The 24,121-nt window shown below is 69.0% G+C and carries 24 protein-coding genes; 14 read left to right on the top strand and 10 right to left on the bottom strand.

Annotated elements, in window-relative coordinates; translation table 11 throughout:
• Positions 1 to 198: 198 nt before the first annotated feature.
• The 6 genes from OB895_RS11355 to OB895_RS11330 all read left to right on the top strand — a co-directional run bounded on the left by OB895_RS11355 (position 199) and on the right by OB895_RS11330 (position 5,536).
• Positions 199 to 1,632 (top strand): dihydrolipoyl dehydrogenase family protein, encoded by a 1,434-nt coding sequence (locus OB895_RS11355; protein WP_079111939.1) that lies wholly within the window; start codon positions 199 to 201, stop codon positions 1,630 to 1,632.
• Positions 1,633 to 1,833: 201 nt separating this feature from the next.
• Positions 1,834 to 2,136, top strand: a complete 303-nt coding sequence (locus OB895_RS11350; RefSeq protein WP_042540391.1) for a DUF427 domain-containing protein — start codon at positions 1,834 to 1,836, stop codon at positions 2,134 to 2,136.
• A 64-nt stretch (positions 2,137 to 2,200) separates the two neighbouring features.
• A complete protein-coding gene (locus tag OB895_RS11345; protein WP_079111940.1) occupies positions 2,201 to 3,088 on the top strand; it encodes an ABC transporter ATP-binding protein in 888 nt (295 codons plus the stop codon).
• Positions 3,085 to 3,765, top strand: coding sequence for an ABC transporter permease (locus OB895_RS11340; protein WP_042540393.1), 681 nt, complete (start codon positions 3,085 to 3,087; stop codon positions 3,763 to 3,765). Before OB895_RS11345 ends, OB895_RS11340 begins: the two co-directional genes overlap by 4 nt.
• Positions 3,762 to 4,565, top strand: coding sequence for an ABC transporter permease (locus tag OB895_RS11335; protein ID WP_079111941.1), 804 nt, complete (start codon positions 3,762 to 3,764; stop codon positions 4,563 to 4,565). The genes OB895_RS11340 and OB895_RS11335 overlap by 4 nt, the downstream gene beginning before the upstream one ends.
• Positions 4,566 to 4,612: 47 nt before the next feature.
• A complete protein-coding gene (locus tag OB895_RS11330) occupies positions 4,613 to 5,536 on the top strand; it encodes an ABC transporter substrate-binding protein (protein ID WP_042541660.1) in 924 nt (307 codons plus the stop codon).
• Positions 5,537 to 5,708: 172 nt separating this feature from the next.
• Here the strand turns inward: OB895_RS11330 and OB895_RS11325 are convergent, their stop codons facing one another.
• Positions 5,709 to 7,001: an AI-2E family transporter gene (locus OB895_RS11325; protein ID WP_311877706.1), complete on the bottom strand. Its 1,293-nt coding sequence runs from the start codon at positions 6,999 to 7,001 to the stop codon at positions 5,709 to 5,711.
• 94 nt (positions 7,002 to 7,095) lie between these two features.
• Between OB895_RS11325 and OB895_RS11320 the strand changes: the two genes are divergently transcribed.
• Together OB895_RS11320 and OB895_RS11315 are read left to right on the top strand one after the other, a co-directional pair.
• Positions 7,096 to 7,395, top strand: coding sequence for a chorismate mutase (locus OB895_RS11320; protein ID WP_042541193.1), 300 nt, complete (start codon positions 7,096 to 7,098; stop codon positions 7,393 to 7,395).
• Between the two features lie 138 nt (positions 7,396 to 7,533).
• Entirely contained in the window at positions 7,534 to 8,700 is a 1,167-nt protein-coding gene (locus tag OB895_RS11315; RefSeq protein ID WP_311877704.1) for an ROK family protein, read from the top strand.
• 44 nt (positions 8,701 to 8,744) lie between these two features.
• Here OB895_RS11315 and OB895_RS11310 read toward each other — a convergent pair whose 3' ends face one another.
• From OB895_RS11310 to OB895_RS11295, 4 genes are all read right to left on the bottom strand, one after another.
• On the bottom strand, positions 8,745 to 9,224 hold the full coding sequence (locus OB895_RS11310) for a hypothetical protein (RefSeq protein WP_311877703.1): 480 nt from the start codon (positions 9,222 to 9,224) through the stop codon (positions 8,745 to 8,747).
• A gap of 120 nt (positions 9,225 to 9,344) precedes the next feature.
• Positions 9,345 to 10,265 carry a carbohydrate ABC transporter permease gene (locus OB895_RS11305; RefSeq protein WP_171821966.1) on the bottom strand — a complete coding sequence of 307 codons (921 nt, stop codon included), beginning with the start codon at positions 10,263 to 10,265 and terminating at the stop codon, positions 9,345 to 9,347.
• 2 nt (positions 10,266 to 10,267) lie between these two features.
• Positions 10,268 to 11,242: a carbohydrate ABC transporter permease gene (locus tag OB895_RS11300; protein WP_079111944.1), complete on the bottom strand. Its 975-nt coding sequence runs from the start codon at positions 11,240 to 11,242 to the stop codon at positions 10,268 to 10,270.
• Between the two features lie 50 nt (positions 11,243 to 11,292).
• On the bottom strand, positions 11,293 to 12,537 hold the full coding sequence (locus OB895_RS11295) for an extracellular solute-binding protein (RefSeq protein WP_311877701.1): 1,245 nt from the start codon (positions 12,535 to 12,537) through the stop codon (positions 11,293 to 11,295).
• Between the two features lie 290 nt (positions 12,538 to 12,827).
• On the opposite strand from OB895_RS11295, the gene OB895_RS11290 reads away from it, so the two are divergent.
• Genes OB895_RS11290 through OB895_RS11270 form a run of 5 tightly spaced genes read left to right on the top strand, consistent with a single transcriptional unit; the run spans position 12,828 to position 17,359 of the window.
• Positions 12,828 to 13,724: an SIS domain-containing protein gene (locus tag OB895_RS11290; RefSeq protein WP_311877700.1), complete on the top strand. Its 897-nt coding sequence runs from the start codon at positions 12,828 to 12,830 to the stop codon at positions 13,722 to 13,724.
• 24 nt (positions 13,725 to 13,748) lie between these two features.
• Positions 13,749 to 14,741, top strand: a complete 993-nt coding sequence (locus tag OB895_RS11285) for an ROK family protein (RefSeq protein WP_311877699.1) — start codon at positions 13,749 to 13,751, stop codon at positions 14,739 to 14,741.
• A complete protein-coding gene (locus OB895_RS11280; RefSeq protein WP_079111946.1) occupies positions 14,738 to 15,679 on the top strand; it encodes a 1-phosphofructokinase family hexose kinase in 942 nt (313 codons plus the stop codon). Before OB895_RS11285 ends, OB895_RS11280 begins: the two co-directional genes overlap by 4 nt.
• Complete coding sequence (locus OB895_RS11275; RefSeq protein WP_311877697.1) at positions 15,676 to 16,563, top strand: class II fructose-bisphosphate aldolase; 888 nt, start codon at positions 15,676 to 15,678, stop codon at positions 16,561 to 16,563. The genes OB895_RS11280 and OB895_RS11275 overlap by 4 nt, the downstream gene beginning before the upstream one ends.
• Positions 16,564 to 16,582: 19 nt before the next feature.
• Positions 16,583 to 17,359 carry a DeoR/GlpR family DNA-binding transcription regulator gene (locus OB895_RS11270; RefSeq protein ID WP_042541208.1) on the top strand — a complete coding sequence of 259 codons (777 nt, stop codon included), beginning with the start codon at positions 16,583 to 16,585 and terminating at the stop codon, positions 17,357 to 17,359.
• 267 nt (positions 17,360 to 17,626) lie between these two features.
• Here the strand turns inward: OB895_RS11270 and OB895_RS11265 are convergent, their stop codons facing one another.
• The 4 genes from OB895_RS11265 to OB895_RS11250 all read right to left on the bottom strand — a co-directional run bounded on the left by OB895_RS11265 (position 17,627) and on the right by OB895_RS11250 (position 23,211).
• On the bottom strand, positions 17,627 to 20,125 hold the full coding sequence (locus OB895_RS11265) for a CHAT domain-containing protein (protein ID WP_311877695.1): 2,499 nt from the start codon (positions 20,123 to 20,125) through the stop codon (positions 17,627 to 17,629).
• A 219-nt stretch (positions 20,126 to 20,344) separates the two neighbouring features.
• Complete coding sequence (locus OB895_RS11260) at positions 20,345 to 21,919, bottom strand: S8 family peptidase (RefSeq protein WP_311877694.1); 1,575 nt, start codon at positions 21,917 to 21,919, stop codon at positions 20,345 to 20,347.
• A gap of 186 nt (positions 21,920 to 22,105) precedes the next feature.
• Positions 22,106 to 22,588 carry a hypothetical protein gene (locus OB895_RS11255; RefSeq protein ID WP_311877692.1) on the bottom strand — a complete coding sequence of 161 codons (483 nt, stop codon included), beginning with the start codon at positions 22,586 to 22,588 and terminating at the stop codon, positions 22,106 to 22,108.
• The gene (locus tag OB895_RS11250) at positions 22,585 to 23,211 is read right to left on the bottom strand and encodes an RNA polymerase sigma factor (protein WP_311877691.1); all 627 of its coding nucleotides are present in this window, start codon (positions 23,209 to 23,211) and stop codon (positions 22,585 to 22,587) included. Before OB895_RS11250 ends, OB895_RS11255 begins: the two co-directional genes overlap by 4 nt.
• Before the next feature lie 91 nt (positions 23,212 to 23,302).
• On the opposite strand from OB895_RS11250, the gene OB895_RS11245 reads away from it, so the two are divergent.
• Complete coding sequence (locus tag OB895_RS11245; RefSeq protein ID WP_042541213.1) at positions 23,303 to 23,521, top strand: SCO4848 family membrane protein; 219 nt, start codon at positions 23,303 to 23,305, stop codon at positions 23,519 to 23,521.
• A 30-nt stretch (positions 23,522 to 23,551) separates the two neighbouring features.
• Here the strand turns inward: OB895_RS11245 and OB895_RS11240 are convergent, their stop codons facing one another.
• Complete coding sequence (locus OB895_RS11240; protein ID WP_311877689.1) at positions 23,552 to 24,010, bottom strand: GyrI-like domain-containing protein; 459 nt, start codon at positions 24,008 to 24,010, stop codon at positions 23,552 to 23,554.
• Positions 24,011 to 24,121: the final 111 nt, after the last annotated feature.

The raw sequence follows: 24,121 nt of genomic DNA, 5'->3' as shown, positions 1-24,121 counted from the left end.
TGCGAACGTGCCTCGGTCCTGCAGACGGATCGGATCGGTCCTGCAGACGGATCGGATCTCTCGGGTCGAGCCCCGGATCGAGCCCCGACGAGGCGCGCGGGGAGACCGGCGACGCGCCCGGCGATGCGTCCACGGAACAACCGGCCCGTGACTCGACGTTGCTCTTGAGCAAGACTGGGCGACGGAGAGGTGCATCTCATGACTGCTGAGAAGACAGACGAATACGACCTGATCGTCCTGGGCGGCGGACCGGTGGGCGAGAACGTCGCCGACCGCGCCGTGCAGAACGGCTTGACCGCGATCATCGTGGAGAGCGAGCTGGTCGGCGGTGAGTGCTCGTACTGGGCTTGCATGCCGTCGAAGGCCCTGCTGCGTCCGGCCCAGGCGCTGCGCGCGGCGCAGAAGGTCAAGGGCTCGGCCGAGGCCGTGACGGGAAGGCTCGATGTGCGCGCGGTGTTCGACCGTCGCGACTCGTTCACGAGCAACTGGTCTGACGACGGGCAGGTGAAGTGGCTCGACTCGGCCGGCATCGACCTCGCCCGCGGACACGGTCGCCTCACGGGCGAGCGCGAGGTGACGGTGACGGATGCCGATGGCGGCACCCGTGTGCTCCACGCCCGCCACGCGGTCGCGATCAGCACGGGGTCGGATGCCGTGATCCCGCCGATCGAGGGGCTGCAGGAGTCCGCTCCCTGGACCAGCCGCGAGGCGACCAGCGCCGAGGAGCTTCCGGAGTCGCTCGCGGTGATCGGTGGCGGAGTGGTCGCCGTCGAGATGGCGACGGCATATGCGGCGCTCGGATCCACGGTCACGATCATCGCCCGCAGCGGTCTGCTGGGGTCGATGGAGCCCTTCGCGGGCGAGCGGGTCGCGGCAGGGCTGAAGGAGCTCGGCGTCGACGTGCGCACAGACACCGGCACCACGAGCGTCACGCGCGGCGACGACGGCGTGTCGATCGTGCTCGACGACGGATCGACGGTCACGGCGACCGAGGTGCTCGTGGCCACGGGGCGCTCTCCGCGCAGCGGCGACATCGGCCTCGACGTCGTCGGCCTCGAGGCCGGGCGCTGGATCACCGTCGACGACACACTGCGGGTGCCCGGGTCGGACTGGCTCTATGCGGTCGGCGACGTCAACGGCCGGGTTCTGCTAACCCACCAGGGCAAGTACCAGGCCCGCGCTGCCGGAGACGTGATCGCCGCACGCGCCAAGGGTGACGATGTCGACGACGCTCCCTGGGGCAAGCACGTGGCGACCGCAGACAGCGCGGGGGCTCCGCAGGTCACCTTCTCGTTCCCCGAGGTCGCGTCCGTCGGTCTGACTGAGGCGGACGCCCGCAAGGCGGGCACCGACGTCGCCGTGATCGACTACGACCTCGGCTCGGTCGCCGGCGCGAGCCTCTACGAAGACGGGTTCGAGGGCCAGGCGCGACTCGTCATCGACAAGGAACGCGATGTCATCGTCGGTGCGACGTTCGTGGGCCCTGAGGTCGCCGAGCTCGTGCAGACGGCCACCGTGGCGATCGTCGGCGAGGTGCCGATCGCCCGGCTCTGGCACGCGGTTCCGGCCTACCCCACCATCAGTGAGATCTGGCTGCGACTGCTCGAGACCTACGGGCGGGACTCGGCATGATCGTGTCGGGCGGATGCGAAGAGCGGATGCCGCGCGGCGCCATCCGCTGCGGCATCCGCTCCGAACAGCGGGTGAGAGACCTGGCGCGATCGGCGCGCCCGGAGCAGGATTGTTTCCCATATTGACGGCCCCGGGCGCAACCCCCGGCCGAATGTCGCACACCTCTTATACGCTCGAACCCACATCCGAGGAGGCAGGACCATGAAGGCTGTACTCGCAGGAACCGTCATCGCCGAAGCGGACGAGAGCGATCTCGCCCGCATCGAGGGCAACTGGTACTTCCCGCCCGCATCGATCACCGAGGGAGCGCTCGTCGAGAGCCCGACCCAGTACACGTGCCCCTGGAAGGGCGATGCGCAGTACTACTCCGTGCAGGCGGGCGGCGAGCTGCACACCGACTACGCATGGTCGTACCCCACTCCGTTCCCCAGTGCCTTCGACCGCGTCGGCAAGGATTTCTCGGGCTTCGTCGCGTTCGACCCCCGGGTCGAAGTCTCCGCATGACCTCTGTATGCCGCAGCCGGGGCGCTGACGCCCGCCTCGTCGATCGACCGACCGGAGAATAATCGTGATCGAGTTCCGCAACGTCACCAAGCAGTTCCCCGACGGCACGACCGCCGTCAAGGACTTCAGCCTGGTGCTGCCGTCACGCAAGACGACGGTGTTCGTCGGATCCTCGGGATGCGGCAAGACCACACTGCTGCGCATGATCAACCGCATGGTCGAGCCGACCTCGGGTGAGGTCGAGATCGACGGCGAGAGCGTGCTCGGCGGCGACCCCGTCGCGCTGCGTCGCCGCATCGGTTACGTCATGCAGAACTCGGGTCTGATGCCGCACTTCACGGTGATCGACAACGTGGCCACCGTGCTGCGTCTCACAGGTGTGAAGAAGGCACCGGCACACGAGCGCGCGCGGGAGCTGCTGAAGACCGTCGGGCTCGACCAGTCGCTGGCCGAGCGGTATCCGAGCCAGCTCTCGGGCGGTCAGCAGCAGCGCGTCGGTGTGGCCCGTGGCCTCGCAGCGGATCCGAACATCCTCCTGATGGACGAGCCGTTCGGCGCGGTCGACCCGATCGTGCGCGCCGACCTGCAGCAGGAGACCCTTCGGCTGCAGCACGAGCTCGACAAGACCGTGGTGTTCGTCACGCACGACATCGACGAGGCCTTCCTGCTCGGCGATCAGGTCGTGATCCTCGACAAGGGTGCTCGCATCGTCCAGGTGGGCAGCCCGAGCGAGATCATCGAGAACCCGGCAGACGATTTCGTCGCCTCCTTCATCGGCGCCGACCGAGGCCGCCGCGCGCTGCACCTGAAGGAGACGCCCCACGGCACCGTCGTGGTCGACTCCGAAGGTCGCACGCAGGGCGCGATCGTGGCTGAGGTCGAGAAGTCCGACGGTCCGCTCGCAGGGCCGGATGCCGCCGCCCTGGGCGCCGTGCAGAGTGGGCTCACGTGAACTGGGTCGTCGACAACCTCGACCTGATCCTCGAGCTCACTCTGGTGCACCTACGTCAGAGCATCATCCCGATCGTGCTCGGTTTCGTGCTCTCGCTGCCCCTCGGCTGGGTCGCGTGGAGATTCAAGCTCGTGCGCGGGCCGATCATCGTGCTCACGGGGCTGCTCTATACGATCCCCTCGCTGGCGCTGCTGATCCTGCTGCCGTCGGTCGCGGGATACTCGGCCCGCAGTGAGACCAACCTCATCATCGCGTTGACGATCTACGCCATCGCCATCCTCGTGCGGGGAGTCTCCGACGGCCTCGACTCCGTCGACGACGACATCCGCCAGGCGGCGACGGCCACCGGATTCGGGTCCTTCCGGCGCTTCTGGGCGGTCGAGTTCCCGCTCGCCGGCCCGGTGATCCTGGCGAGTCTGCGGGTCACCGCGGTCAGCACCATCTCGCTCGCGACCGTCGGCATCCTGATCGGCATCACGAACCTCGGCTACCTCTTCACCAACGGCCTCGATCGCCGCATCATCGCCGAGGTGTTCGCCGGCATCATCGCCGTCGTCGTCATCGCCCTGGTGATCGACCTGCTGCTTCTGCTCGCGGGTCGGGCTCTCATGCCGTGGACGCGTGCGGCGACGAAGACGAGCACGGCGCGGCCCGTCGTGGTGGGGGCGCCCGCATGAACCTCTTCCTCGAAGCATTCGCCTGGATGCTGGCCCCGGCCCAGTGGACCGGCAACTACGCCCTGCCGAAACTCCTCGGCGAGCACCTGACGCTCACAGCGATCTCGGTGGTCATCGCGGCCGCCATCGCCGTGCCGCTCGGGTGGCTCATCGGTCACACGGGCAAGGGGCGGGAGATCGCTGTGGCCATATCGGGTGCGGCGCGCGCGATCCCGGCCTTCGGCCTCATGATCCTCCTCGTGCTCCTGCTCGGCGTGCTCCGCGTTCCCCAGGCCGCGGTCACGACGTTCGTGCTGCTTGCGATCCCGTCCCTGCTCGCCGGTGCGTACACCGGGCTCGAGGCCATCGACCGACGGGTGATCGACTCGGCGAAGGCCATGGGAATGACGGGCTGGCAGATCTTCTGGAAGGTCGAGGTGCCGCTCGGTCTCCCGCTGCTCGTGGGCGGAATCCGCTCGGCGTTGCTCCAGGTCATCGCGACCGTCACGATCGCCGCATACGTCGGCCTGGGCGGGCTCGGGTACCCGATCATCCAGGGCATCCCTCTGCAGCGCTTCGACCAGGTGCTCGCGGGAGCGATCCTCGTCGCCACGCTGGCGCTGATCGTCGACCTGCTGCTGGCCGCAGCCCAGCACTTGGCGGTTCCGCGTGGGCTGCGCACCGGTGGGCGGCCCTCGCGCCGACGCTCGCGTTCGCTCACGCCGGCCGCCGAGCCCTCCGCCACCGAGCCCTCCACCACCGACCCGTCCGCCGCCGAGTCCGGGCCGACGTCGGTCGTGACCCAGCCCGCCACCTCCTGAATCCACAGCACAGCAGTTCCAGCAGTCCCCCAGAGAAGAGGAAGTCCATGTTCACAGCACGAGGCAAGCGCTCTGTCTTCGCCGTCGGCCTTGTCGCCGCGGCCGCACTCGCCCTGTCCGCCTGCGGCTCGAGCGAGTCGCTCGGCGAGCCCGCCGACTCGGGCGAGAGCTCGGGCAGCGGCGACACGATCGTCGTCGGCTCGCAGGCGTACTACTCCAACGAGATCATCGCCGAGATCTACGCCCAGGCGCTCGAGGCAGCCGGCTTCGACGTCGAGAAGCAGCTCAGCATCGGTCAGCGCGACGCGTACATGCCCGACGTCGAGTCCGGCGACATCGACGTCTTCCCCGAGTACACGGGCAGCCTGCTCGAGTACATCTCGGACGACGACATCGACGTCACCAGCCCCGACGACGTCTACGCCGCACTGCAGGACGCCCTGCCCGAGAGCCTCACGGCCCTCGACTTCGCCGAGGCGACCGACCAGGACTCCTACACGGTGCTGAAGAGCTTCGCGGAGGAGAACGGCCTGACCACGATCGGCGACCTCTCGAAGGTGACCTCGCAGGTCACGATCGGTGCGGCTCCCGAGTTCGAGCAGCGGCCCTACAGCCCGGCCGCGGCCAAGGAGGTCTACGGCGTCGACCTGGCGTTCTCGGCCACCGGCCCGACCACGCTCGAGTCGCTGCTCGCCGGCCAGATCCAGGTCGCGGACATCTACACCGCCGACCCGGCTTTCGAGACCGAGGAGATCGTCGCTCTCGAAGACCCCGAGAACCTGATCATCTCGTCGAACGTCGTGCCGATCGTCTCGAGCGACATCGCCGATGACGTCTCCGATGTTCTCAACGCGATCAGCGCGAAGCTCACGGCCGAGGAGCTCGTCTCCCTCAACGTCCTGAGCACGGTCGACCAGCAGTCGTCGGCTGACATCGCGAAGAAGTGGCTCGAGGACAACGACCTCGTCTGACCCCGAGTCGTCTTCACACAGAAGTGCCCGGTCCCTCAGGGGGCTGGGCACTTCTGCGTGTGCGGGGCGGTGAGGCCGCGGTTTCTGCGCGAGACCCCTGCGCGGGACGGAGGCCACATGCGCGGTTCGCGGTGTCGCGGTCTGAGGCGGTGTGCGCGCGCGGAGCTGGGCGCTAGATCCGGGCGTCCTGCCGCGGGATCAGCACCTGTTTGATGATGATGAGGATGGATGCCGCGACCGGCACCGCCACGAGCGCTCCGAGCAGACCCAGCAGCGTGCCGCCCGCGAGTGCGCCGATCACCACGAGCGCGCCGGGCACCGAGACGGCGCGGTTCATGACGCGCGGGGTGATCACGTACGCCTCGATCTGCATGTAGACGAGGTAGATGAGAGCGAAGACCAGCGCTGCGATCGGATTGGTGAACAGGGCGAGACCCGTGCCGATGATCCAGAAGATCACGGATCCGACGAGCGGGATCAGGGTGATGCAGAACGCGACGGTCGCCATGAGCGGCGGGAACGGCAGTCCGAGGAACAGATACAGCAGGAATGCGAGCACGGCGTTGCAGAACGCGAGCACGACCATCCCCATGACGTAGGCGCCGACAGAGTCGGTGATCTGTTCGGTGATGTCGCTGGCGCGAGCACGGTCACGGGCGGGAGCGAGTCGGAGCATTCCCGTCTTGATCGCGGGCAGTGTCGCGACGAAGTAGAGCGTGAGCACCAGGACGACGATGATGCCCGAGATGGCGTTGGCGATCGAGGCGCCGACCTTCAGGGCTCCGCCGCCGATCGCAGCGATGTTGCCGGGGTTGGTGAGGAACGACTGCACGTCGGCGACGAGATCCTGGAACTGATCGCCGAACTGCTCATCGAGCGCCGCATAGATGTCGCTGCGGGTGAACTCCTGGATCATCCCCGGCACGGATCCGACGAAGCTCGCGATCTGGTCGATCACGACCGGCAGCACCATCCACACGACGAGGCCGGCCACGACGATGAGCCCGAGGATCGCGACGACCACCGAGATCGCCCGCGACAGCCCCCGTCGCTCGAGGAACCGCACGGTGGGGTCGAGTCCGAGCGCGGCGAACATGGCGAGTGCGATGTAGATGAGCACGGTCGACAGGTTCGCGACTGCCAGGCCGAGCACGATGGCACCGAGGGCGCCGAGCGTCACCAGGAACCCGAACACGAAGGGGCGGTCGATGCGCGTCCAGAACGACCGGCTCGGCGTCATCGGCTCGACGACCGCGTGACGAGGAGCGGGCGATGTCGTCGGGTCGTGCGGGGCGGTGGCGGCGACGGCGGTGGCCCCTGACGCGGCTGAGCTCGTGGACGCAGAGGTGTCGGCGGATGCGTCGGTCGTCGAGGCCTCGCGCGCGGACGCCCGCGCGGAGTCCGCGGACGGGTCGGATGCGGCAGCGGACCCCTTCGAGGACGGTTCGTGCTCTTCTCGGCTCATGTGCTCACGATAGCGTCCGATCGGTGCCAGACCCGGCAGCATCCGCATGGTCACGAAGGGTCGTCCAGCCCCGTGTTTCCGTAGAGTAGGGGGCATGACCGCCGCCGAAGACCCCCGGGCTGAACTCCTCCGACTGCGCTCGAGCATCGACAACATCGATGCCGCACTCATCTTCATGCTCGCCGAGCGCTTCCGCGCCACGCAGCAGGTCGGGCAGCTCAAAGCCGAGCACGAGATGCCGGCATCGGATCCGGGGCGCGAGGAGCAGCAGGTCGCCCGTCTCAAGGCACTGGCCGAGGACGCGCATCTCGACCCGGAGTTCGCCGAGAAGTGGTTCAACTTCGTGGTGGCCGAAGTCATCCGCCATCACACCGAAGCCGCCGAGGGGCGATGATCCGGCCTTCCGGGCGAGTGACAGTGTGTGCAGCACTCACCCGCCCGGGGACCGAACTAAGTTTATTGAATAAACTATGACCGAGGGTACGCAGAACCACCAGGTCTGTCAACCAATTCCGACAACGGGACCGGCACCATGCTGAACGGCGACGACGCACTGGACACGCAGGCGTCGGTTCGCCGCGCGAATCTGCGTCGTGCGCTGCAGCTCGTGTTCCGCAACCCCGGCTCGGAGACGAGGGCAGGGATCGCCCGCGCCACCGGACTCACCGCCGCAACCGCCTCGTCTCTGGTGGCGGAGCTCATCGATCTGCAACTGATCGTCGACGGCGAGCAGGCTGCCAGCACGGGGGGCAAGCGGGCGACGACCCTGAGCATCGCGTCCGAGCATCACGTCATCCTCGTTCTGGTGATCAGGCCGACCGATGCGCGCATCGCGCTGGTCGCGCTCGACGGCACCGAGGTCGAGACGCGCAGAGTCGCGTTCTCCGAAGAGTCGCGTGATCGGATGCTGGACGACGCCGTATCCGACGTCGCGGCCGAGTACTCCGGTCGGCTGCTCGTGGCGGGAGTGCAGCTGCCTGGCACGACCGACGGGCGGCGCGTGTTCGAGAGCGTGCAGCTGGGATGGACGGATGTGCCGCTCGCCGAGCGCTTCGAAGCAGTGCTCGGGATTCCCGTGCTGCTCGTCAACGACGTGGATGCCGAGGCGATCGCCGAAGCCGCCAGGGAGGACGAGTCGTCGGGGTATCGACTGTTCATCCACATCGGCACCGGTATCGGTGCGGCGGTGACGCTCGACGGAGAGCTCGCTCCCGGTCCTCGCGACCGTGCGGGCGAGATCGGGCACGTCCAGGTGGAGTTCGGCGAAGAGGCGCGGACATGCCGATGCGGACGGCAGGGGTGCCTGGAGTCGGCGTCGTCGATGACGGCGATGTTCGGTGATGACTTCGATGACGCCATGGACGACGAGGCCATCGCGGCGCTCGCCGCGGCCGCCGACGATGAGCGCCTGGCTGAAGGAGCGCGAGCGCTCGCCCGCACCATCAAGCTCATCGCCGCGGTGCTCGATGCGGCCGAGGTCGTGATCGGCGGGCCCGCGCGAGCGTTGGGCGACCGGTTCCTGCCACTCGTGCAGGCGGAAGTCGACTACACGGCGACCGGCACCACGAACGTGCCGGTGCGATACGCCGACTCGGACGCGTCGATCTCGACCGGTGTCGCACAGGTGGCACTCTCGAGCGCTTTGGGCGTGCGCTGGAGTCCGGCGCAGCTGCGCGCAGCATCCGCTGTTCCCGACTGAACCTCAGCGCACTCTCCTGCGGCCGCTGCGGACGCGATGCGCGCTCAGCGCGGCGAAGCGATCCCGACCAGTGCGGCCACCAGCCCGGCCATCACCAGGATCGCGATCGCGAGGTAGTGGACGATCTTGCCGACGACGAGCATCGGGAGGTCCGGTCCGTCGTACGACGCCGGGTTGAAGAGCGAGCCGCGCGCGCGGAAGCTCCAGCGCATGCCGAACCCGATGCGCCGCAGCGCGTGCGATGGTGCAGCGAAGCTCTGTCCGCGCTGCTCGCGAGGCGCCTTCCACGCTGCCTGCGTCGCGTACCAGGCGATCACGAAGAAGGGCATCGCGAGGGACACCGCCCAGGCGATGAGGGCGACGCCGATCAGGGTGCCCATCCCGGGGTCGAGCGATCGGATGAAGAACAGCCCGAGCGCTGCGAGTCCGACCGCTGCCGGAACGAGCACCACGCCCCACCCCCACCCCGGGTGCGCGTCGCCTGACGGTCGTCGATCAACTCGTCCAGCATCCTGCCATGTCATGTTGCCCCCCTGTGTCACCACACTAGACGGCGCTCGGAGCATCGTTCGGACCTGACTTCCGGTGAGACGACGATGCGGGGCGCCACCCGGTGGCGCCCCGCATCCCCTCCGTTGCTGGTCCTACTTGACGCTGCCGGCGGTGAGGCCGCCGACGAGGCGCTTCTCGATGAGCATGAACAGGATGACGACCGGCAGGATCGCGACGATCGAGACGCCGAACACGTACTGCCAGCTGGTCTCGTACTGACCGACGAACTTGGTGAGCGCGACGGACAGCGGCTGGTTCTTGTCGGTAGAGAGGATCACGAGCGATGCCGCGAACTCGTTCCAGCAGGCGACGAACGTGAAGACGATCGCGGTCACGATTCCGGGCCAGACCAGCGGCAGGTTGATCTTGAACAGCACGGTGAAGCGTCCGGCGCCGTCGATCTGAGCGGCCTCGTCGATCTCCTTCGGGATGCCGGCGAAGAACGAGTGCATGATCCACACCGCGAACGACAGGTTGAACGCGGCGTTGATGAAGATCATCGCGGCCCACGTGTCGCTGAGTCCGAGCACCGTGAACTGGCGGAAGAGGCCGGAGGTGAGCACGGCTGGCTGCAGCATTTGCGTCACGATCACCAGGAACAGGAAGACCATTCGCCCGGGGAACTTGAACCGTGCCGTGTAGTACGCGGCCGGCAGTGACACCAGCAGCACCAGCAGCGTTGCGAAGACGGCGATGATGATCGTCGAGATCAGGTTGTAGGGCAGCGGCGTCTCGGGGGTCGACCACATCGAGATGTAGTTCTCCCAGTGCCACTCGATCGGCAGGTACGTCGGATCGACCGAGCGGATCTGCGACTTCGTCTTGACCGAGCCGAAGAACATGATCAGGTACGGCAGCACGAAGATCGCGAGCACCAGGATGCCGGCGGCCATGCGCAGGATGACGCGAGGCAGCGTGACCTGGTCTTCGGTGTACCGGCGCTTGCGCCCGGGGATGCGGGGTGCGGCGTCGTCGCCTGCGGTCGTGACGAGGGCGGTCTCGGTCAGGGTCATGATCAGACCTCCTTCATGGGCTTGACGGCCTTGACGTAGATCGCGACGATCACGATCACGATGAGGAAGGCGACGACCGACAGCGCGCTGGCGACGTCGACCTTCTTCTGCAGCTCGATGTACTTGAAGATCATCGTCATGATCGTGTCTGCCCCGTAGCCCGGGATCGACCCGGTCATCACCTTGAGGATCGGCAGCGAGTTGAACACGTTGATGATGTTGATGAGGATCGCGACCGCGAGGGCGCTGCGCAGCTGCGGGACGACGACCGTCCAGTAGGTGCGCGTGGGACCGGCGCCGTCCATCTTCGCGGCCTCGAGGGTGTCGGCCGGAACCGTCTGGAGTCCGGCGAGGATCGTGTAGGTCGTGAACGGCAGGGACACGAAGATCGCGATCACGATCGACCACGCGAACGCGGTGGCCGGGTTCTTGGTCCAGCCGTAGCCGACCGCGTCGTCAGACAGCCCGATGTCGTAGAGGAACTTGTTGAAGACCCCGAAGTACGGCTCGAGGCTGTAGTAGAACACCATCGTCGTCATCACGACGGATGCCGCCCACGGCACGATGACGGCCATGCGCACGATCTGCCGACCGGGGAAGGCCTTGTTGAGGATCTGGGCGAGTCCGAGCGAGATCATCACCGTGAAGGTCACGACCGCCACGACCCAGATGATGGTGCGGAAGATGATCGGCCAGAACTCCGCGAACGTGAACACCGTCACGAAGTTGTCGAAGCCGACCGAGCCCTTGTCGAGGCCCGACAGCGAGATGTCGCGGGTGGAGTTGAAGAACATCACCCCGGCGGGGAACAGCACCACGCCGAAGATGAGCAGCAGGGCCGGGGCGATCCACGGCAGCGCCTGGAGCAGGTCCTTGCCGCCCGGCCGGCCGCGGGTCGCGCCCGTGCGGCGTCCCGGGGTGCGGGGGCGGCCGGTGGCCGCCCCCGCGAGGTTCGAGGATTCTTTCGTCTGGCTCATGGGAATTCCCGAACCTCTCCGTCGCTTGATGTGGGCAGGGTCAGCGGGACTCAGCCCGCGTCGACCTGCGCCTGGATCTCGGCCAGGACGTCCTGGGCCGGCTTCGACTGCAGCTGGCCGAACAGCGCCTTGAAGGCTCCGTCGGTCGCCGACCACTTCGGGTTCGTCGACGGGTAGAACTGCGCGTCGGGCAGCACGTCGAGGAAGGGCTTGAGCGCCTCCTCGCCGGCGAGCTGCTCGGCACCCGACTTGGTGACGGGCAGGAAGCCCTCGGCCTGCACCCACGGCACGTAGACATCGGCCGAGTAGTAGTAGTCGAAGAAGGCGGTGATCGCCTCCTGCTTGTCGCCGTCGTTCTGGAACGCCATCAGCTGGTCCATGACGCCGAGCGTGAACGGCGAGCCGTCTTCGGTCGGGATCGGGACGATCGAGTAGTCGAGCTCGGGGTTGCCCTCTTCGATCTGGCCCACTGTCGGCGGCAGGCCGACCTGCATGCCGATCTTGCCCTGAATGAAGATGTCCATCAGGGGCGAGCGCTGCGTCGAACCGGGGTCTGCCTGAGTGGCGCCCGCGTCGATCATCTTCTTGATCTGCTCGGCACCTGCGAGGTTCTCGGGGGTGTCGATCGTGATCTCAGCGGCATCGCCGAACGATCCGCCGCCGCCCCACAGCCACACGGCCGCTTCGGCCTGGGCCTCTTCGGAACCGAGCGGCATGCCGTAACCGGCCACGCCGCCGCCGAGTGCCGACACCTTGGTCGCGGCATCGAGCAGCTCGTCCCAGGTGGTCGGAGCCTCGACGCCCGCCTGCTCGAGCAGCGCGTTGTTGACGAACAGGGCGCGGGCCGATGCGATCAGCGGCAGGGCGTAGGCGGTGCCGTCGACCTCGGCGTTCGCGAGGAACGCGTCCTGGAAGTCGGAGTAGGTCTCCTCCGAGACCACGTCCTCGACCGGGTAGAGCAGCTCGTCGCCGACGAATCCGGCGAAGGGTCCGCCGTTGTAGATGTCGGGCGCCTCACCGGCCTGGATCTTGGTGGAGACGACCTTCTCGAGGTTGTCCCACGACTGCACCTCGAGGTCGACCTTGATGTCGGGGTTCTCCTTCTCGAACCCGTCGATCACGTCTTCCCACAGACCCTTGGTGGCGTCGGAGTAGCTGGGCACCAGAAGGTTGAGCGTCGTCTCGCCCTCGGCGTCTCCGCCGCCTCCCGTCGAGCCGCCGAACCCGCACGAAGCGAGCGTGAGCGTGGCGGTCGCCGCCAGGGCGACGGCACCGAATCGCAGTGACTTCTTCATGTGTATTGCATTCCTCACTGTGTAGGTGGTGCACAGTCGCAAGCACAACTCACGCGACGGTGCGTGTGATCGCCTTCGCCGGTGGCTGGGCGATCGGTTCAAGCCGGGTCGGCTCGAGGAACCCTCCGTGGACCGGATCTGCGGAGGGGCGGTGGAACTTGTTCGATTATTTGTCAGGAGAATAAACAAATCAAGAGGAACCTTGCAGGATTTCCTCGTGTCGAAATACTATGATCGAATCAGCACTTAAACGATCACAAACTTGCAACATCTGGTCCGGAGGGCCCGACATGACCGAACTTCTGCCCGGCGCACACATGCGCGAAGAACTGAACTCGCAGCCCGAGACGTGGGCCCGTGCGGCCGATCTCCGCGACATGCAGGCGCTGCTGCCGGCATCCGGAGCCCGCATCGCGGTCGTCGGCTGCGGGACGTCGTGGTTCATGGCGCAGTCGTATGCGTTCCTGCGCGAGACCGCAGGGCAGGGCGAGACCGACGCGTTCGCGGCCTCCGAGTCGTTCGTCGACCGCGGCTACGATGCCGTCGTCGCGCTCACGCGCTCGGGCACGACGACCGAGGTGCTCGAACTGGTCGAGCGCATCAAGGGCCGAGTGCCCACGATCGGTGTGATCGGCGACGAGACCTCGCCGCTCGTCTCGCTGGTGGACGAAGCGGTGCTGCTGCCGTTCGCCGACGAGAAGTCGGTCGTGCAGACGCGCTTCGCGACCACCGCTCTGGCGCTGTTCCGCGCCTCGCTCGGTGAAGACCTCACGGGTGCGATCGACGATGCCGCCGCCGTGCTCGCGGCAGAAGACGACGACGAGCTGCGCGATGCCGAGCAGTACTCGTTCCTCGGCCGTGGCTGGACCGTCGGTCTCGCACACGAGGCCGCTCTGAAGATGCGCGAGTCGTCGCAGTCGTGGACCGAGTCCTACCCGTCGATGGAGTACCGCCACGGTCCGATCGCGATCGCCGCACCCGGCCGCGTGACCTGGCAGTTCGGCGAGGCGCCCGAGGGTCTGGCCGCGCAGGTCGAGGCCACGGGGGCGCGTTTCGTGCAGCATCCGATCGACCCGCTCGCCGACCTCGTGCGCCTGCACCGCGTCGCCCTCGACCGCGCGGTCGCCAAGGGTCTCGACCCCGATCAGCCTCGCAACCTCACGCGATCCGTCATCCTGGATGCATGACCCGATCCACCCGCGGAGAGTTCGATGACCAGCCCTGAGGATGCCGCGAGCATCGCCGACGTCGTGAGCGACGCGTCCGGCGAGAAGCTCGCCGCCGCACGTCCCCTGGGCAGCGGCGCTCCGGTGCTGGCCTTCGACGTGGGCGGCACCGACATCAAATCGGCGTTGTTCGACGCAGACGGCACGGCGCTCGGCCTTCGTCGCACGCCGACCCCTGTGGCCGACGGCGACCGCACCGAGGTGCTGATCGAGCGGCTCGGGGTGCTCGCCGCCGAGCTTCGGGCAGACCACCCGGACGTCGCTCCGCAGGCCGCAGGGCTCGTGGTGCCGGGGATCGTCGACGCGGAGGCCGGGCTCGGCGTCTTCGCGAGCAACCTCGGCTGGCACGATTCTCCGCTGCGCGATCTCGCCTCGGCGAAGCTCGGCCTGCCCGTCGCCTTCGATCACGACGTGCGGGCGGCGAGCTGGGCCGAGCATCGTCTCGGTGGAGCGCGCGCGTACTCGAACTCGGTGGTGCTCGTGATCGGCACCGGCATCGCGGGTGCACTGCTCGTGGGCGGAGAGCCCTACACCGCGGGCGGCTATGCGGGTGAGATCGGCCACTCGCCGATCGCCGACGGTCCGGTGTGCGCGTGCGGTGCGAGGGGCTGCCTCGAGGCGGTCGCGTCGGCAGGTGCCATCGCTCGTCGCTACCGCGATGCGACCGGCATCAACCCCGATGGGGCGAAGGACGTGATCGCCCGTGCCGCGGCCGGCGACCGCGTCGCATCCGAGATCTGGAACTCGGCGCTCGACGCCCTCACCCTGTCGCTCGCCCAGCTCACCGCCGTCGTCGCCCCCGAGGCCATCGTGATCGGCGGCGGGCTCTCGCGCGCCGGCGGGGCGCTCTTCGACGAGCTGCGTGCCCGGCTCGCCGAACGCCTGAGCTTCCATCGACTTCCCGAGCTCGTACCGGCCGAGCTGTCGGGCAACGCCGGCATCCTGGGCGCGGCACTGCGCGCGAGGGAGCTCGCATGATCCTCACCGTCACTCCGAACCCGGCCCTCGACCTCACCTGGCACGTCGACCGACTGACCCTCGGCGAGACGCACAGAGCCGATGCCGGCGCCGTGCGCGCCGGCGGCAAGGGCCTCAACGTCGCCAGGGTCGCGCACGCGCAGGGCGCCTCGGTGCTCGCGGTGTCGACGGCCGGAGGTCGCAGCGGCGTCGAGCTCGCCGCCGAGCTCGGTGCGAGTGGGGTGCGCCACCGGCTCGTGCCTGTGGTGGGACCGACTCGGCAGAGCATCGCCCTGGTCGACGAGGCGCTCGGAGACACGACGATCGTCAACGAACGGGGCGTGAACCCGTCCGATCCCGAGTGGGCGGCGCTGCTCGGCGAGGTCGTCGACGCCCTCCCCGGCGCACAGGTGCTGGTCATCTCGGGCAGCCTTCCGCCCGGGGCACCTGAGACGCTCCTTCCGCTGCTCATCGGCACGGCGCGAGACGCGGGTGTGCCGGTGATCGTCGACACCTCGGGTCCGGCTCTTCTGCACGCGGCGGATGCCGGAGCATCCGTCCTCAAGCCCAACGCCGCCGAGCTCATCGAGGCGACCGGCATCACCGACCCGGTCGAGGGCGCACGCTCGCTGATCGAGCGGGGCGTCGACCTCGTGCTGCTGTCGCTCGGTGCCGACGGAATGCTCGCGGTCACGGCATCCGAGGTGCTGCACGCTCGTCTCGACGCTCCGCTCGCGGGCAACCCCACCGGCGCCGGTGATGCCGGAGTGGCCGCGTGCGCTGTGCTCTATGCCGACGGCATCCGTGATCCGGAGACGATCCTGCGTCGCGCGACCGCCTGGTCGGCTGCCGCCGTGCTCATGCCGCTCGCCGGGGAGATCTCCGACGACTGGCCGGCGCTCGAGCAGCGCCTGGTCGTCGCCCCCTATGACCCCATCGTTCGAGAGGACCCTCTGTGACCCTGGTCTCCGCCCGCGAACTGGTGACGGATGCCGCGGCACGCGGCACCGGCATCGGCGCGTTCAACGTGATCCACCTCGAGACGGCCGAGGGACTCGTGCGCGCCTCGGAGGCAGCACGCCTGCCCGTGATCCTGCAGATCTCGCAGAACTGCGCCGACTATCACGGGGGTCTCGAGCCGATCGCGCTGGCGACTCTCGCGGTGGCGAGACGCGCGCAGACGCCGGTCGCGGTGCACCTCGATCACGCCGAGCGCCCCGAGCTCGTCGATGAGGCGATCGCCCTCGGATTCGGCTCGGTCATGTTCGACGGCGGAGCGCTGCCCTACGACGACAACGTGGCCATCACCGCGGCCGTCGCCGAGCGAGCGCATGCGGCAGGCGTCTACATCGAGGGCGAGCTGGGCGAGGTCGGCGGCAAGGACGGAGCCCACGCACCCGGTGTGCGCACCGACCCCGATGAGGCCCGCGCATTCGTGGCGGCGACCGGCGTCGACGCGCTCGCCGTGGCGGTCGGTTCGTCGCATGCGATGACCGATCGCACGGCATCCCTCGACCTCGAGCTGATCGGACGACTGCGCGGGGCGCTCGAGCGCAGCGGTCGTGACGAGCAGGCCGTGCCCCTCGTGCTGCACGGATCCTCGGGCGTCGCGGATGCCGTGATCGCCAATGCCGTGCGCGCGGGAATGACCAAGATCAACGTCTCGACGCACCTGAACGGGTTCTTCACCCGGGCGATCCGCTCGACGCTCGACGCCGATGAGAAGCTCGTCGACTCGCGCAAGTACCTCTCGCCCGCGCGCGAGGCGCTCGCAGGCGAAGCCGCGCGGATGCTGCGGCTGTTCGCGCTCGAGTCCGCCGGAGTTGCGGGGCGACCAGCATGAACACGGGCAGGATGGTGACATGAAGCGCGCCGCCCGCCTGAATGCGATCCTCGACCTGCTGGCCGAGGACGGCGAGGTGAACGTCGACGAGCTCGTCGAGCGCTTCGGCGCCTCGGCCGCCACCACCCGTCGCGATCTCGACTCGCTCGCCGAGCAGCGTCTGCTCACCCGCACGCACGGTGGGGCTGTCGCGCACTCGGTCGCCTACGAGCTGCCGATCCGCTACAAGAGCCACCAGCGCGCGCACGAGAAGGAGAGCATCGCCCTTGCGGCCGCCGCGCTCGTCGCACCGGGCATGGTCGTCGGGTTGTCGGGCGGAACCACGACCACGGCCATCGCCGCAGCGCTCGCCGCTCGCGACGATCTCGCGGCGGGGCCCGGCATCACCGTCGTCACCAATGCCGTGAACATCGCCGCCCAGCTCGCGACCCGGCCTGACATCAAGGTCGTCGTCACCGGCGGGGTGATCCACTCGCGCAGCTATGAGCTGGTGGGCCCGTTCGTCGAGCAGCTGCTGAGGGGGGTGCGGCTCGACATCGCCTTCATCGGGGTCAACGGCATGGATGCCACGGCCGGAGCCACCACGCAGGACGAGCGCGAAGCCGCGGTGAACCGCATGATGGCCGAGCGAGCCCGCCGCGCTGTGGTCGTCACCGACAGCAGCAAGATCGGCACGGTGGCGTTCGCGGCCGTCGGCGGCTCGGAGCTGTTCCCCGTTCTCCTGACCGACGACGGGGCGGATGCCGCGGCGCTCGCCGCGTTCCGCGATGCGGGCTACGAGGTCCTGACGGCCTGACCTGCCGACTGCCCGCGACCTTCGCACGCGGACACGAGCCTGACAAGCCGAGAACCGTGCGGACTCCTGGTGGGGGTGCCGCGACCCCTCTCGCGGCACCCCCGGAGTAGATGGTGACCTGTCGTTCCCTCACACTCCCCAGTGCACGAGGGTTTCCCCAGTTCGACTGCGCCTCCCTCGCGCTTCGTTTCCGAAGCCCTTCGCCGGCACCTTCTGGAGATAAGGAGCGGGCCACCGATGTTCTGATACATCGAGTGGAGAAAAGATTCAGAGACCGCTTCCGTGGCACTGGAACGGTGCACGGAGTCCGGTGGATTCGGCTGCGGCGGCCAGCGCGGCGGCCGGGGGCGCACCGGCCGCCAACTCGACGTGCACGGCGCCGAGCAGCTCGCAGGCGATGTCGTCTGCCACCACCACCGGTGCGGCGATGACGCAGCCGGTGCCGGCGTGCAGCCAGACCCTCGTCATGCCCAATGCCTCCTCGCCCCAGCGCACCGACGAGCGGCCCAGCTCGCAGGCCGAGAGCACCACGGTGGCCGGCGCCCGCGAGATCAGGTCGACGTCGTAGCCGAACAGAGTGCCGTCGTGGAGCTCGAACCCCGAGAACAGCGGGTTGTCGACCGCGTGGCGACCGTGGGCGGCGATGTGCAGCACGTCGACCTGCTCGGCGAGCTCGGTGACGGCCGACACCCGCGCGTGCTCACCGGTCAGCATCCGCGCGTCGCGCCACGCTCCGGCGGCGCGGCGCACCTCCTCTTCGGCGCGCGCGACCCGAGGGCCGGTCGCGAACCCCGCCGTCTGGGCCGGTGTGGAGGGCCCGTCCGCGCGTCGAGGCGCCATCTGCGAGGCGTCGGCCAGGCCAGATGTCGACGTGGAATCGGGACGTCGAGGCGACTCGCCGAGCCAGCGCGACACCGAGGTCGCGATCGTGAACGGCGTTCCGCGCATGCCGGGGAGCATCGCCCAGGGGATGCCGCCGAGGATGCCGGGAACCGTCAGCGTGAGACGGGCGGCCCCTCCCGCGGCCGCGCGGGCGGGCGCGAGGAGGGCCTCGTCGAGTCGGCGCAGCCTCTCGTCGAGAGATCGCTGAACGACCGGCGCCATCGGCCCGCCATGGGTGAGCGCTGCGACGTCGAGGTCGGCGCGGAGACCGTCGAGCGCAGCCTCGATGCGCGGCAGCGACAGCTCGACGATCGACGACGCGGATGCCGTCACCACGACGCAGAGCAGTTCGTCACGCGAGAAGACGTACGCGAGGATCGCCGTGTCATCGTCGAGCCGGGCCCTGGTCTCGCGCAGCCCGAGGCGTTCGTGGCTTCCGCCGACTCCGGTCGACGACCACTGCCGGTCGCGAACCCGATCCCGCAGCTCGCGCACCCGGGCATCGGTCGTCCAGTCCGACCCCGCGAGGTCGGCGCGCAGCATGCGCAGTTCGGCCAGGTCGGCCGACAGCTCCTCGTCGTGCGGTGGGCGAACGGGAGCGACCTGCTGGCTCAGATGCCTGGCGCGCTCGGACCACTCGAACAGCACCTCGGGGTCGCGTGATCGTGCGGCAGCGGCGAGTCCGGTGAACATCAGCTCGGTGCCGTGCATCGCGACGGACGCCTGCAGGTCGAGCGCGCCGAATGACTGCTGCCACGCGGTGAGCAGATCGAGGCCGGCGGCGGCGGCACGGCGGGCATCGGCATCCTTGCCTGCAGACGCCGCGCGCACCGCACGGACCTCGTGCTCGCGCAGGCGCAGGGGAGTCGGGGCATCGCGGGTGAGCCGTGGCAGTCGCCCTCCGTCAGCGAGGCGTGCCGTGAGAGACAGGGCAGTGGCCTCGGTGCGGAATCCTCCGCGGGCGAGCGCTGCGGCGGTGCGCGCGAAGTCCTCGCCGTTCGGCGTGGCCTTCGGGTGGGCGAGCAGTCGGGCTTCCAGTCGCACCGCCTCGGCACGCGCTGCCCAGCTCTCGCTTCCCAGCGCAACGAAGCGGCGGGATGCGGTCGCGGCGGCACGCTCGGCAGAGGCGGCGTCGTGCCGCAGCAGCGACCGGGCGAGGTGGAACTCTGCCTCGCCGCGGGCTTGTCGCATCCGCTGTGCTCCGAACCGCACCGCGACCGTGCCGAGCAGTTCCTCGGCCTCTGTGGTGAGACCGGCGTCGCGCAGCACCTCGGCGCGGTCGAGGTCGCTGATCGCTGCGGCGAGGTCGCTCGTGGCGGCGAGGATCGGCCGCGATCGGGTCATCAGCCCGAGCGCTGTGACGAGGTCGCCTCCGAGCAGCGCGGCGTAGCCGAGGTTGTGGCGGGCTTCGGCCAGCGGTGCGTCTGCCCCGTGGGCCTCATAGGCGGCGATGGCTCGCTGCAGGTCGGCCGAGCAGTCGTCGAGTCGGTGCCGCTGCATGCTGACGATCGACCGGCTCATCAGGCAGTTCGCGCTCTCGATCGAGCCCTCGTCGAGGCCGTCGATCGCCTTCGTGAGAAAGAGTTCGGCCTCATCGAGCCGTCCGCCGTGCATGAGCAGGGTGCCCAACTGCCCGTTCGCGAGGGCGACAGTCTCTTCGCTCAGCCCCGGGCGAGACAGCGCTGCGCGCGACAGGCGCTCCGCCTCCGCCGGCTGGCCCGTCTGAGCGAGGACGTAGGCCATGGTCCCGTCGATGCGCGCGCGCAGATCGCCGTCGTCGGTGCGCGCGGACGCGGTCGTCAGCGCACGCCGCGCCTGCGCGAACCGTCGGGAGTTGGCTGCGTCGACGCCGCGCTGATGCAGCTCGGCAGCAGACAGTGGCACTTCACCAGAATGGCGGTATGTCGCGTCTCAGGGAAGGCTTACGGCCGCATCCGGCTTTCTGAGTCCGGATGGCTGGCCTGGGCGGGTGGCCGACCTGGGCCGGGTGGCTGGCCGAGTCCGAATGGCTGGCCCGGCCGGATGGCTGGCCGATGCCCGGATGGCCGCCGAACCGGCCCTGTGCGGGCAGCCATCCGGGGGATCCTCAGCCGAACGGCCCGGCTACCCGTCCGTCACCGGCGACGGCAGCGTCTTCAGCACCGCGGCTACGGCCTTGGCCGCGGCATCCGCAGTGACGCCCTGTGCGGGCACCGAACCCAGCTGAGCGGCGATGCGCCCTGCGACGTACGGCGCCGCGAACGACGTGCCGCTCCAGATCGAGAAGCCCCCGCGGTAGTCGTCGGGGTCGATCGTCTCTCGGCGCAGGCCGTCGACATCTGCCCTGGTGGTCGCCTGCTCGCCACCGACGAAGGCGGGTGACGTGCTGACCACAGCGGCCCCGGGCGCGTACACCTGCACCCACGGGCCGACGTTCGAGAACAGCGCGACCGACCTGCCCGACGGGTTGAGGGCTCCGACCGACACGTGGGGCGCGTCATCATCGCGACGGATGCCGTTGTCGGCTCCGGGCCACGGCCAGAGGGATGCCGGGAACGACGGCCGGTCGATGGCGTCGTTGCCCGCCGAGCAGACCACCACGCACCCGAGCTCCCGCGCCTTCGTCAACAGGGCGTGCAGCGTCCTGCTGAAGAGGCCATCCGTCGGCGTCTCGTGGTAATACCCGAGAGACAGGTTGAGGACGTCGATCGGATGCCCCGTCGAGGGGTCCTCGCGGTGTCGCCGCAGCAGTTCGACGACCTGGGCGACCGTGGTCAGGAAGGTGCTCTCGTCGATCACGCCGAGCGCGCCGGCCATGCGGATCGAGAGGATGTCGGCATCCGGTGCCGTCTGGCGGATGATTCCCGCGATGAACGTGCCGTGCCCGGCGACCGCGTCGATCTCGCCGTCGAGCTGCCCGTAGAGGTCGGGATAGCGCTCGGGGTCGGCGTCGTCGGTGAGGCCGATCGGCACGCCGTCGATCTCGATGTGCCGGGTGACGATGTCGTCCGGCAGCCAGTCGTGCACTCCGCATCCGGTGTCGAGCACCGCCACCACGGGGCGGCGGCCGCGCTTCGGGGTGGCGGTGCGTCGCGGTGCCGGCCCGAGCCAGGTCACCGGTTGGCGCGCGCCGCGCCCCGGCTCGAGGTAGTCGTCGCTGCCGCCGGCGCCTCCGCCCGCGCCGCGCACCGGGTTGGTGCGGCTGAACGGGTTGGTGCGGCTGAAGGGATTCGTGCGGCTGAACGGATTGAGGCCGACAGGGTCGATCGACAGCACGTGCTCGAGGCTGGTCCTCGGCATCGGCGTGCCGGAGCTGCGGCGGGCGCGCTGCAGGACGCGCCAGGCGTCGGGCGGCACCGGAGACTCGCCGCGGGTCGGCTCATCGGGGGTGGTGAGGCGGGCGCGGACGAAGCCGGGCACCCCGGGAACCAGCGGACCGGCGGCGCGGACAGCATCCGGCGATTCGATCTCGAGGTTCCAGCCGAACGACCCGGCCGCTTCGCGCAGCTCGTGGATCTCCTGGTCGTATTCCTCCTGGCCGTTCTCCTGATCCTGCGTGATCAGCAGACGCTCCTGCAGGTAGGCCGTGGGAAACGCCCTGACGCCGTCGACGGGCTCGACCGACGGATCGAGTGCCGTGCCGCGTCTGATCGATCCCTCAGCTCTGTCCTGCCAACTCCACCCCTTGGGCTGCTCCATCGTCGGTCCTCTCCTCGCGGGTGGGCCCGCGTCCTGTGCGGGCGGACCCGCGTCCTGTGCGGGATCACCCGCAGTGTGTGCGGGATGCCCCGCGTCCCGTGAGGAGGATCCTGCGAGGTGCGGGAGTCGCCCAGCGGTGGTCTGCGCGGGTCGCCCCGCATCGTGCGCGGGTCGCCCCGCGGTGGATCACAACTCGAACTGCGGGGTCGACACGATTCGTTCCTGATCGCCGACCGTGGTGCTGAGACGCACGAGAGTCAGTCCGTCCGGGACATCGTCGAACACGAAGCGACCTGTGTCGTTGGCCGTCGTCGTGCGGATGCGCTCGCCCTGCGCGAGTTCGATCCCACCCGATGTCGAGTCGACCCAGCCGTCGACGCGGTGCGCGCCGGTCGCGGTGCGGGTGACGTGGAGCAGGATGCTGGTGGTGCCGTCGCTGAACTGCAGGGTCAATGCGTCGGCGTCGCCGCGCACGGCACCGAGCGGCTCGTCGACGAGGGTGAGCAGCGCGTACTCCTCCGACAGGCCCTCGGCCGCGACGGCCGCGATCATGCGATCGATCAGGGCGGCGGGCATCGGGTCGACGTCGCGCCAGAGTGAACGCAGCTGCGCGAACAGCTCGGCATCTTCATGGTTGCCGCCGCCGTTGGCGCCATCGTTCTCGCTCATGGGCCGCCCTCCGTTCGTGGTGTCGGTGCGTCGAGCAGGTCGCGCAGCTTCGCGAGGCAACGCTGGCGGGTGGGGCCGATGCTGCCGACCGGCATCGCGAGGTCGGCGGCGAGGCGGGCGTAGTCGGGTCGGTCCTCGAAGGCGATCACCCTCAGCAGGCGCTGGCACCGGTCGGCGAGGCGATGCACCGCAGCCCACAGCCGGCGATTCTCCTCTCCGACGGTGGCGTGATGCTCGGCCGACTGCTGCTCAGGAAGCAGCGCGTCGAGAGCATCCGACTCCGTGGTGTCGACCCTGTTGTGCGCTTTGCCGGCCCGCCAGGCCTCGCGGCGTGCGGTGGTGGTGAGCCAGGCTGAGACCGCCTTCGGATCGCTGATGGCGCGGTGCCCCCGAACCAGTTGCAGCCACGTCGTCTGGATGACGTCTTCGGCGAGGGTGCGCTCGAGTCCGTAGGCCCGCACGACATGCCAGAGCACAGGAGTCATCAGCCGCACGAGGTCGTCCATCGCGCGGCTGTCGCCGTCTCGCCAAGCGTCGAAGAACTCGGCGGCTCGCCTCCAGCGAGCCGCACCGTCGTCCGGTGCAGGATCGAGGCCGGCGCCGTCGGGTGCCCCGTCGATCATGAGTCCCATTGTGATCACACCAGTCAGGAGCACGGCAAGAGCCTGCTGATACATGGACTCGGTATTTTTTCCGAGGCGTTAGCGTGGGGAGGTGATCGCTCTCGCTGTCGTCCTGTTCCTCAACGCCGCCTTCAACGTGCTGGTGTGGCCCCGTTTCTACAAGCGCGTCGCGACGGACCCCCGGGCTCGGGATGCCGACGGCAAGGCGACGACGTTCTTGAAGGTGCATGCCGTGCTGATCGCGATCGCCCTGGTGCTCGCACTGATCTCGGTGATCGTCGGCATCGCGGGGCTCGCCGGAGCGCTCTGAGGGTCAGCGCCCTGGTCAGCCCGAAGGCGGTCAGGAGCGGGTGACCGGCTGCTGGAGCTCGGTGATCCAGTCGGCCTGATCTTCGGATTTCGACCGCAGATAGACCTCTCGGCACGCACCGACGGCGGTGACGCCGCCGTTGCTGATCGCCTCGTTCAGCGCATGCCAGCTGTCGTCGATGGTCGCCATGGTGCCGAGGTGCGTGGTGGTGAACGCGGACTCGACGGCCGGCAGCTCGATGATGACGAGCCCGTCGACGGCGGGGCCGTCGTAGACGAAACCGACCGTGATGCGCACGCCGTGCTTGTTCATGTCGTACTCGGCGATCGGGAGCCCCGGCGTCGCCCCCGCATCACTCAGGGCGTCGGCGACCTGGTCGAACAGAGGGCCCACGACGGCCGCGACCTCGGGTTGCGACGCCACCGTCTCGGTCAGCGACGCGAGTCGGACGAACGGGAGGGGCTTCTCGGTGATCTCCAGAGCTGACATCATCGTCTCCTCAAGTCGTGGGTGCGTGCCGCCGATCCTACGCGCGGACACCGACATCGGCCACCGTCCCGGTCATTCACCGCGCGTGACTCCGCGGGAGCTGGAGCAGCC

The sequence above is a fragment of the Microbacterium forte genome, from assembly GCF_031885415.1.
Classification (GTDB): domain Bacteria; phylum Actinomycetota; class Actinomycetes; order Actinomycetales; family Microbacteriaceae; genus Microbacterium; species Microbacterium forte.
This window is presented reverse-complemented; position numbering and strand designations above follow the sequence as displayed.

What these genes read in the sequence shown, in the direction of transcription:
- OB895_RS11355 (WP_079111939.1), top strand. Translation starts at nt 199, where the DNA reads ATGACTGCTGAGAAGACAGACGAATACGACCTGATCGTCCTGGGCGGC.
- OB895_RS11350 (WP_042540391.1), top strand. Translation starts at nt 1,834, where the DNA reads ATGAAGGCTGTACTCGCAGGAACCGTCATCGCCGAAGCGGACGAGAGC.
- OB895_RS11335 (WP_079111941.1), top strand. Translation starts at nt 3,762, where the DNA reads ATGAACCTCTTCCTCGAAGCATTCGCCTGGATGCTGGCCCCGGCCCAG.
- OB895_RS11330 (WP_042541660.1), top strand. Translation starts at nt 4,613, where the DNA reads ATGTTCACAGCACGAGGCAAGCGCTCTGTCTTCGCCGTCGGCCTTGTC.
- OB895_RS11325 (WP_311877706.1), bottom strand. Translation starts at nt 7,001, where the DNA reads ATGAGCCGAGAAGAGCACGAACCGTCCTCGAAGGGGTCCGCTGCCGCA.
- OB895_RS11320 (WP_042541193.1), top strand. Translation starts at nt 7,096, where the DNA reads ATGACCGCCGCCGAAGACCCCCGGGCTGAACTCCTCCGACTGCGCTCG.
- OB895_RS11315 (WP_311877704.1), top strand. Translation starts at nt 7,534, where the DNA reads ATGCTGAACGGCGACGACGCACTGGACACGCAGGCGTCGGTTCGCCGC.
- OB895_RS11310 (WP_311877703.1), bottom strand. Translation starts at nt 9,224, where the DNA reads ATGACATGGCAGGATGCTGGACGAGTTGATCGACGACCGTCAGGCGAC.
- OB895_RS11305 (WP_171821966.1), bottom strand. Translation starts at nt 10,265, where the DNA reads ATGACCCTGACCGAGACCGCCCTCGTCACGACCGCAGGCGACGACGCC.
- OB895_RS11300 (WP_079111944.1), bottom strand. Translation starts at nt 11,242, where the DNA reads ATGAGCCAGACGAAAGAATCCTCGAACCTCGCGGGGGCGGCCACCGGC.
- OB895_RS11295 (WP_311877701.1), bottom strand. Translation starts at nt 12,537, where the DNA reads ATGAAGAAGTCACTGCGATTCGGTGCCGTCGCCCTGGCGGCGACCGCC.
- OB895_RS11290 (WP_311877700.1), top strand. Translation starts at nt 12,828, where the DNA reads ATGACCGAACTTCTGCCCGGCGCACACATGCGCGAAGAACTGAACTCG.
- OB895_RS11285 (WP_311877699.1), top strand. Translation starts at nt 13,749, where the DNA reads ATGACCAGCCCTGAGGATGCCGCGAGCATCGCCGACGTCGTGAGCGAC.
- OB895_RS11280 (WP_079111946.1), top strand. Translation starts at nt 14,738, where the DNA reads ATGATCCTCACCGTCACTCCGAACCCGGCCCTCGACCTCACCTGGCAC.
- OB895_RS11270 (WP_042541208.1), top strand. Translation starts at nt 16,583, where the DNA reads ATGAAGCGCGCCGCCCGCCTGAATGCGATCCTCGACCTGCTGGCCGAG.
- OB895_RS11260 (WP_311877694.1), bottom strand. Translation starts at nt 21,919, where the DNA reads ATGGAGCAGCCCAAGGGGTGGAGTTGGCAGGACAGAGCTGAGGGATCG.
- OB895_RS11255 (WP_311877692.1), bottom strand. Translation starts at nt 22,588, where the DNA reads ATGAGCGAGAACGATGGCGCCAACGGCGGCGGCAACCATGAAGATGCC.
- OB895_RS11250 (WP_311877691.1), bottom strand. Translation starts at nt 23,211, where the DNA reads ATGATCGACGGGGCACCCGACGGCGCCGGCCTCGATCCTGCACCGGAC.
- OB895_RS11240 (WP_311877689.1), bottom strand. Translation starts at nt 24,010, where the DNA reads ATGTCAGCTCTGGAGATCACCGAGAAGCCCCTCCCGTTCGTCCGACTC.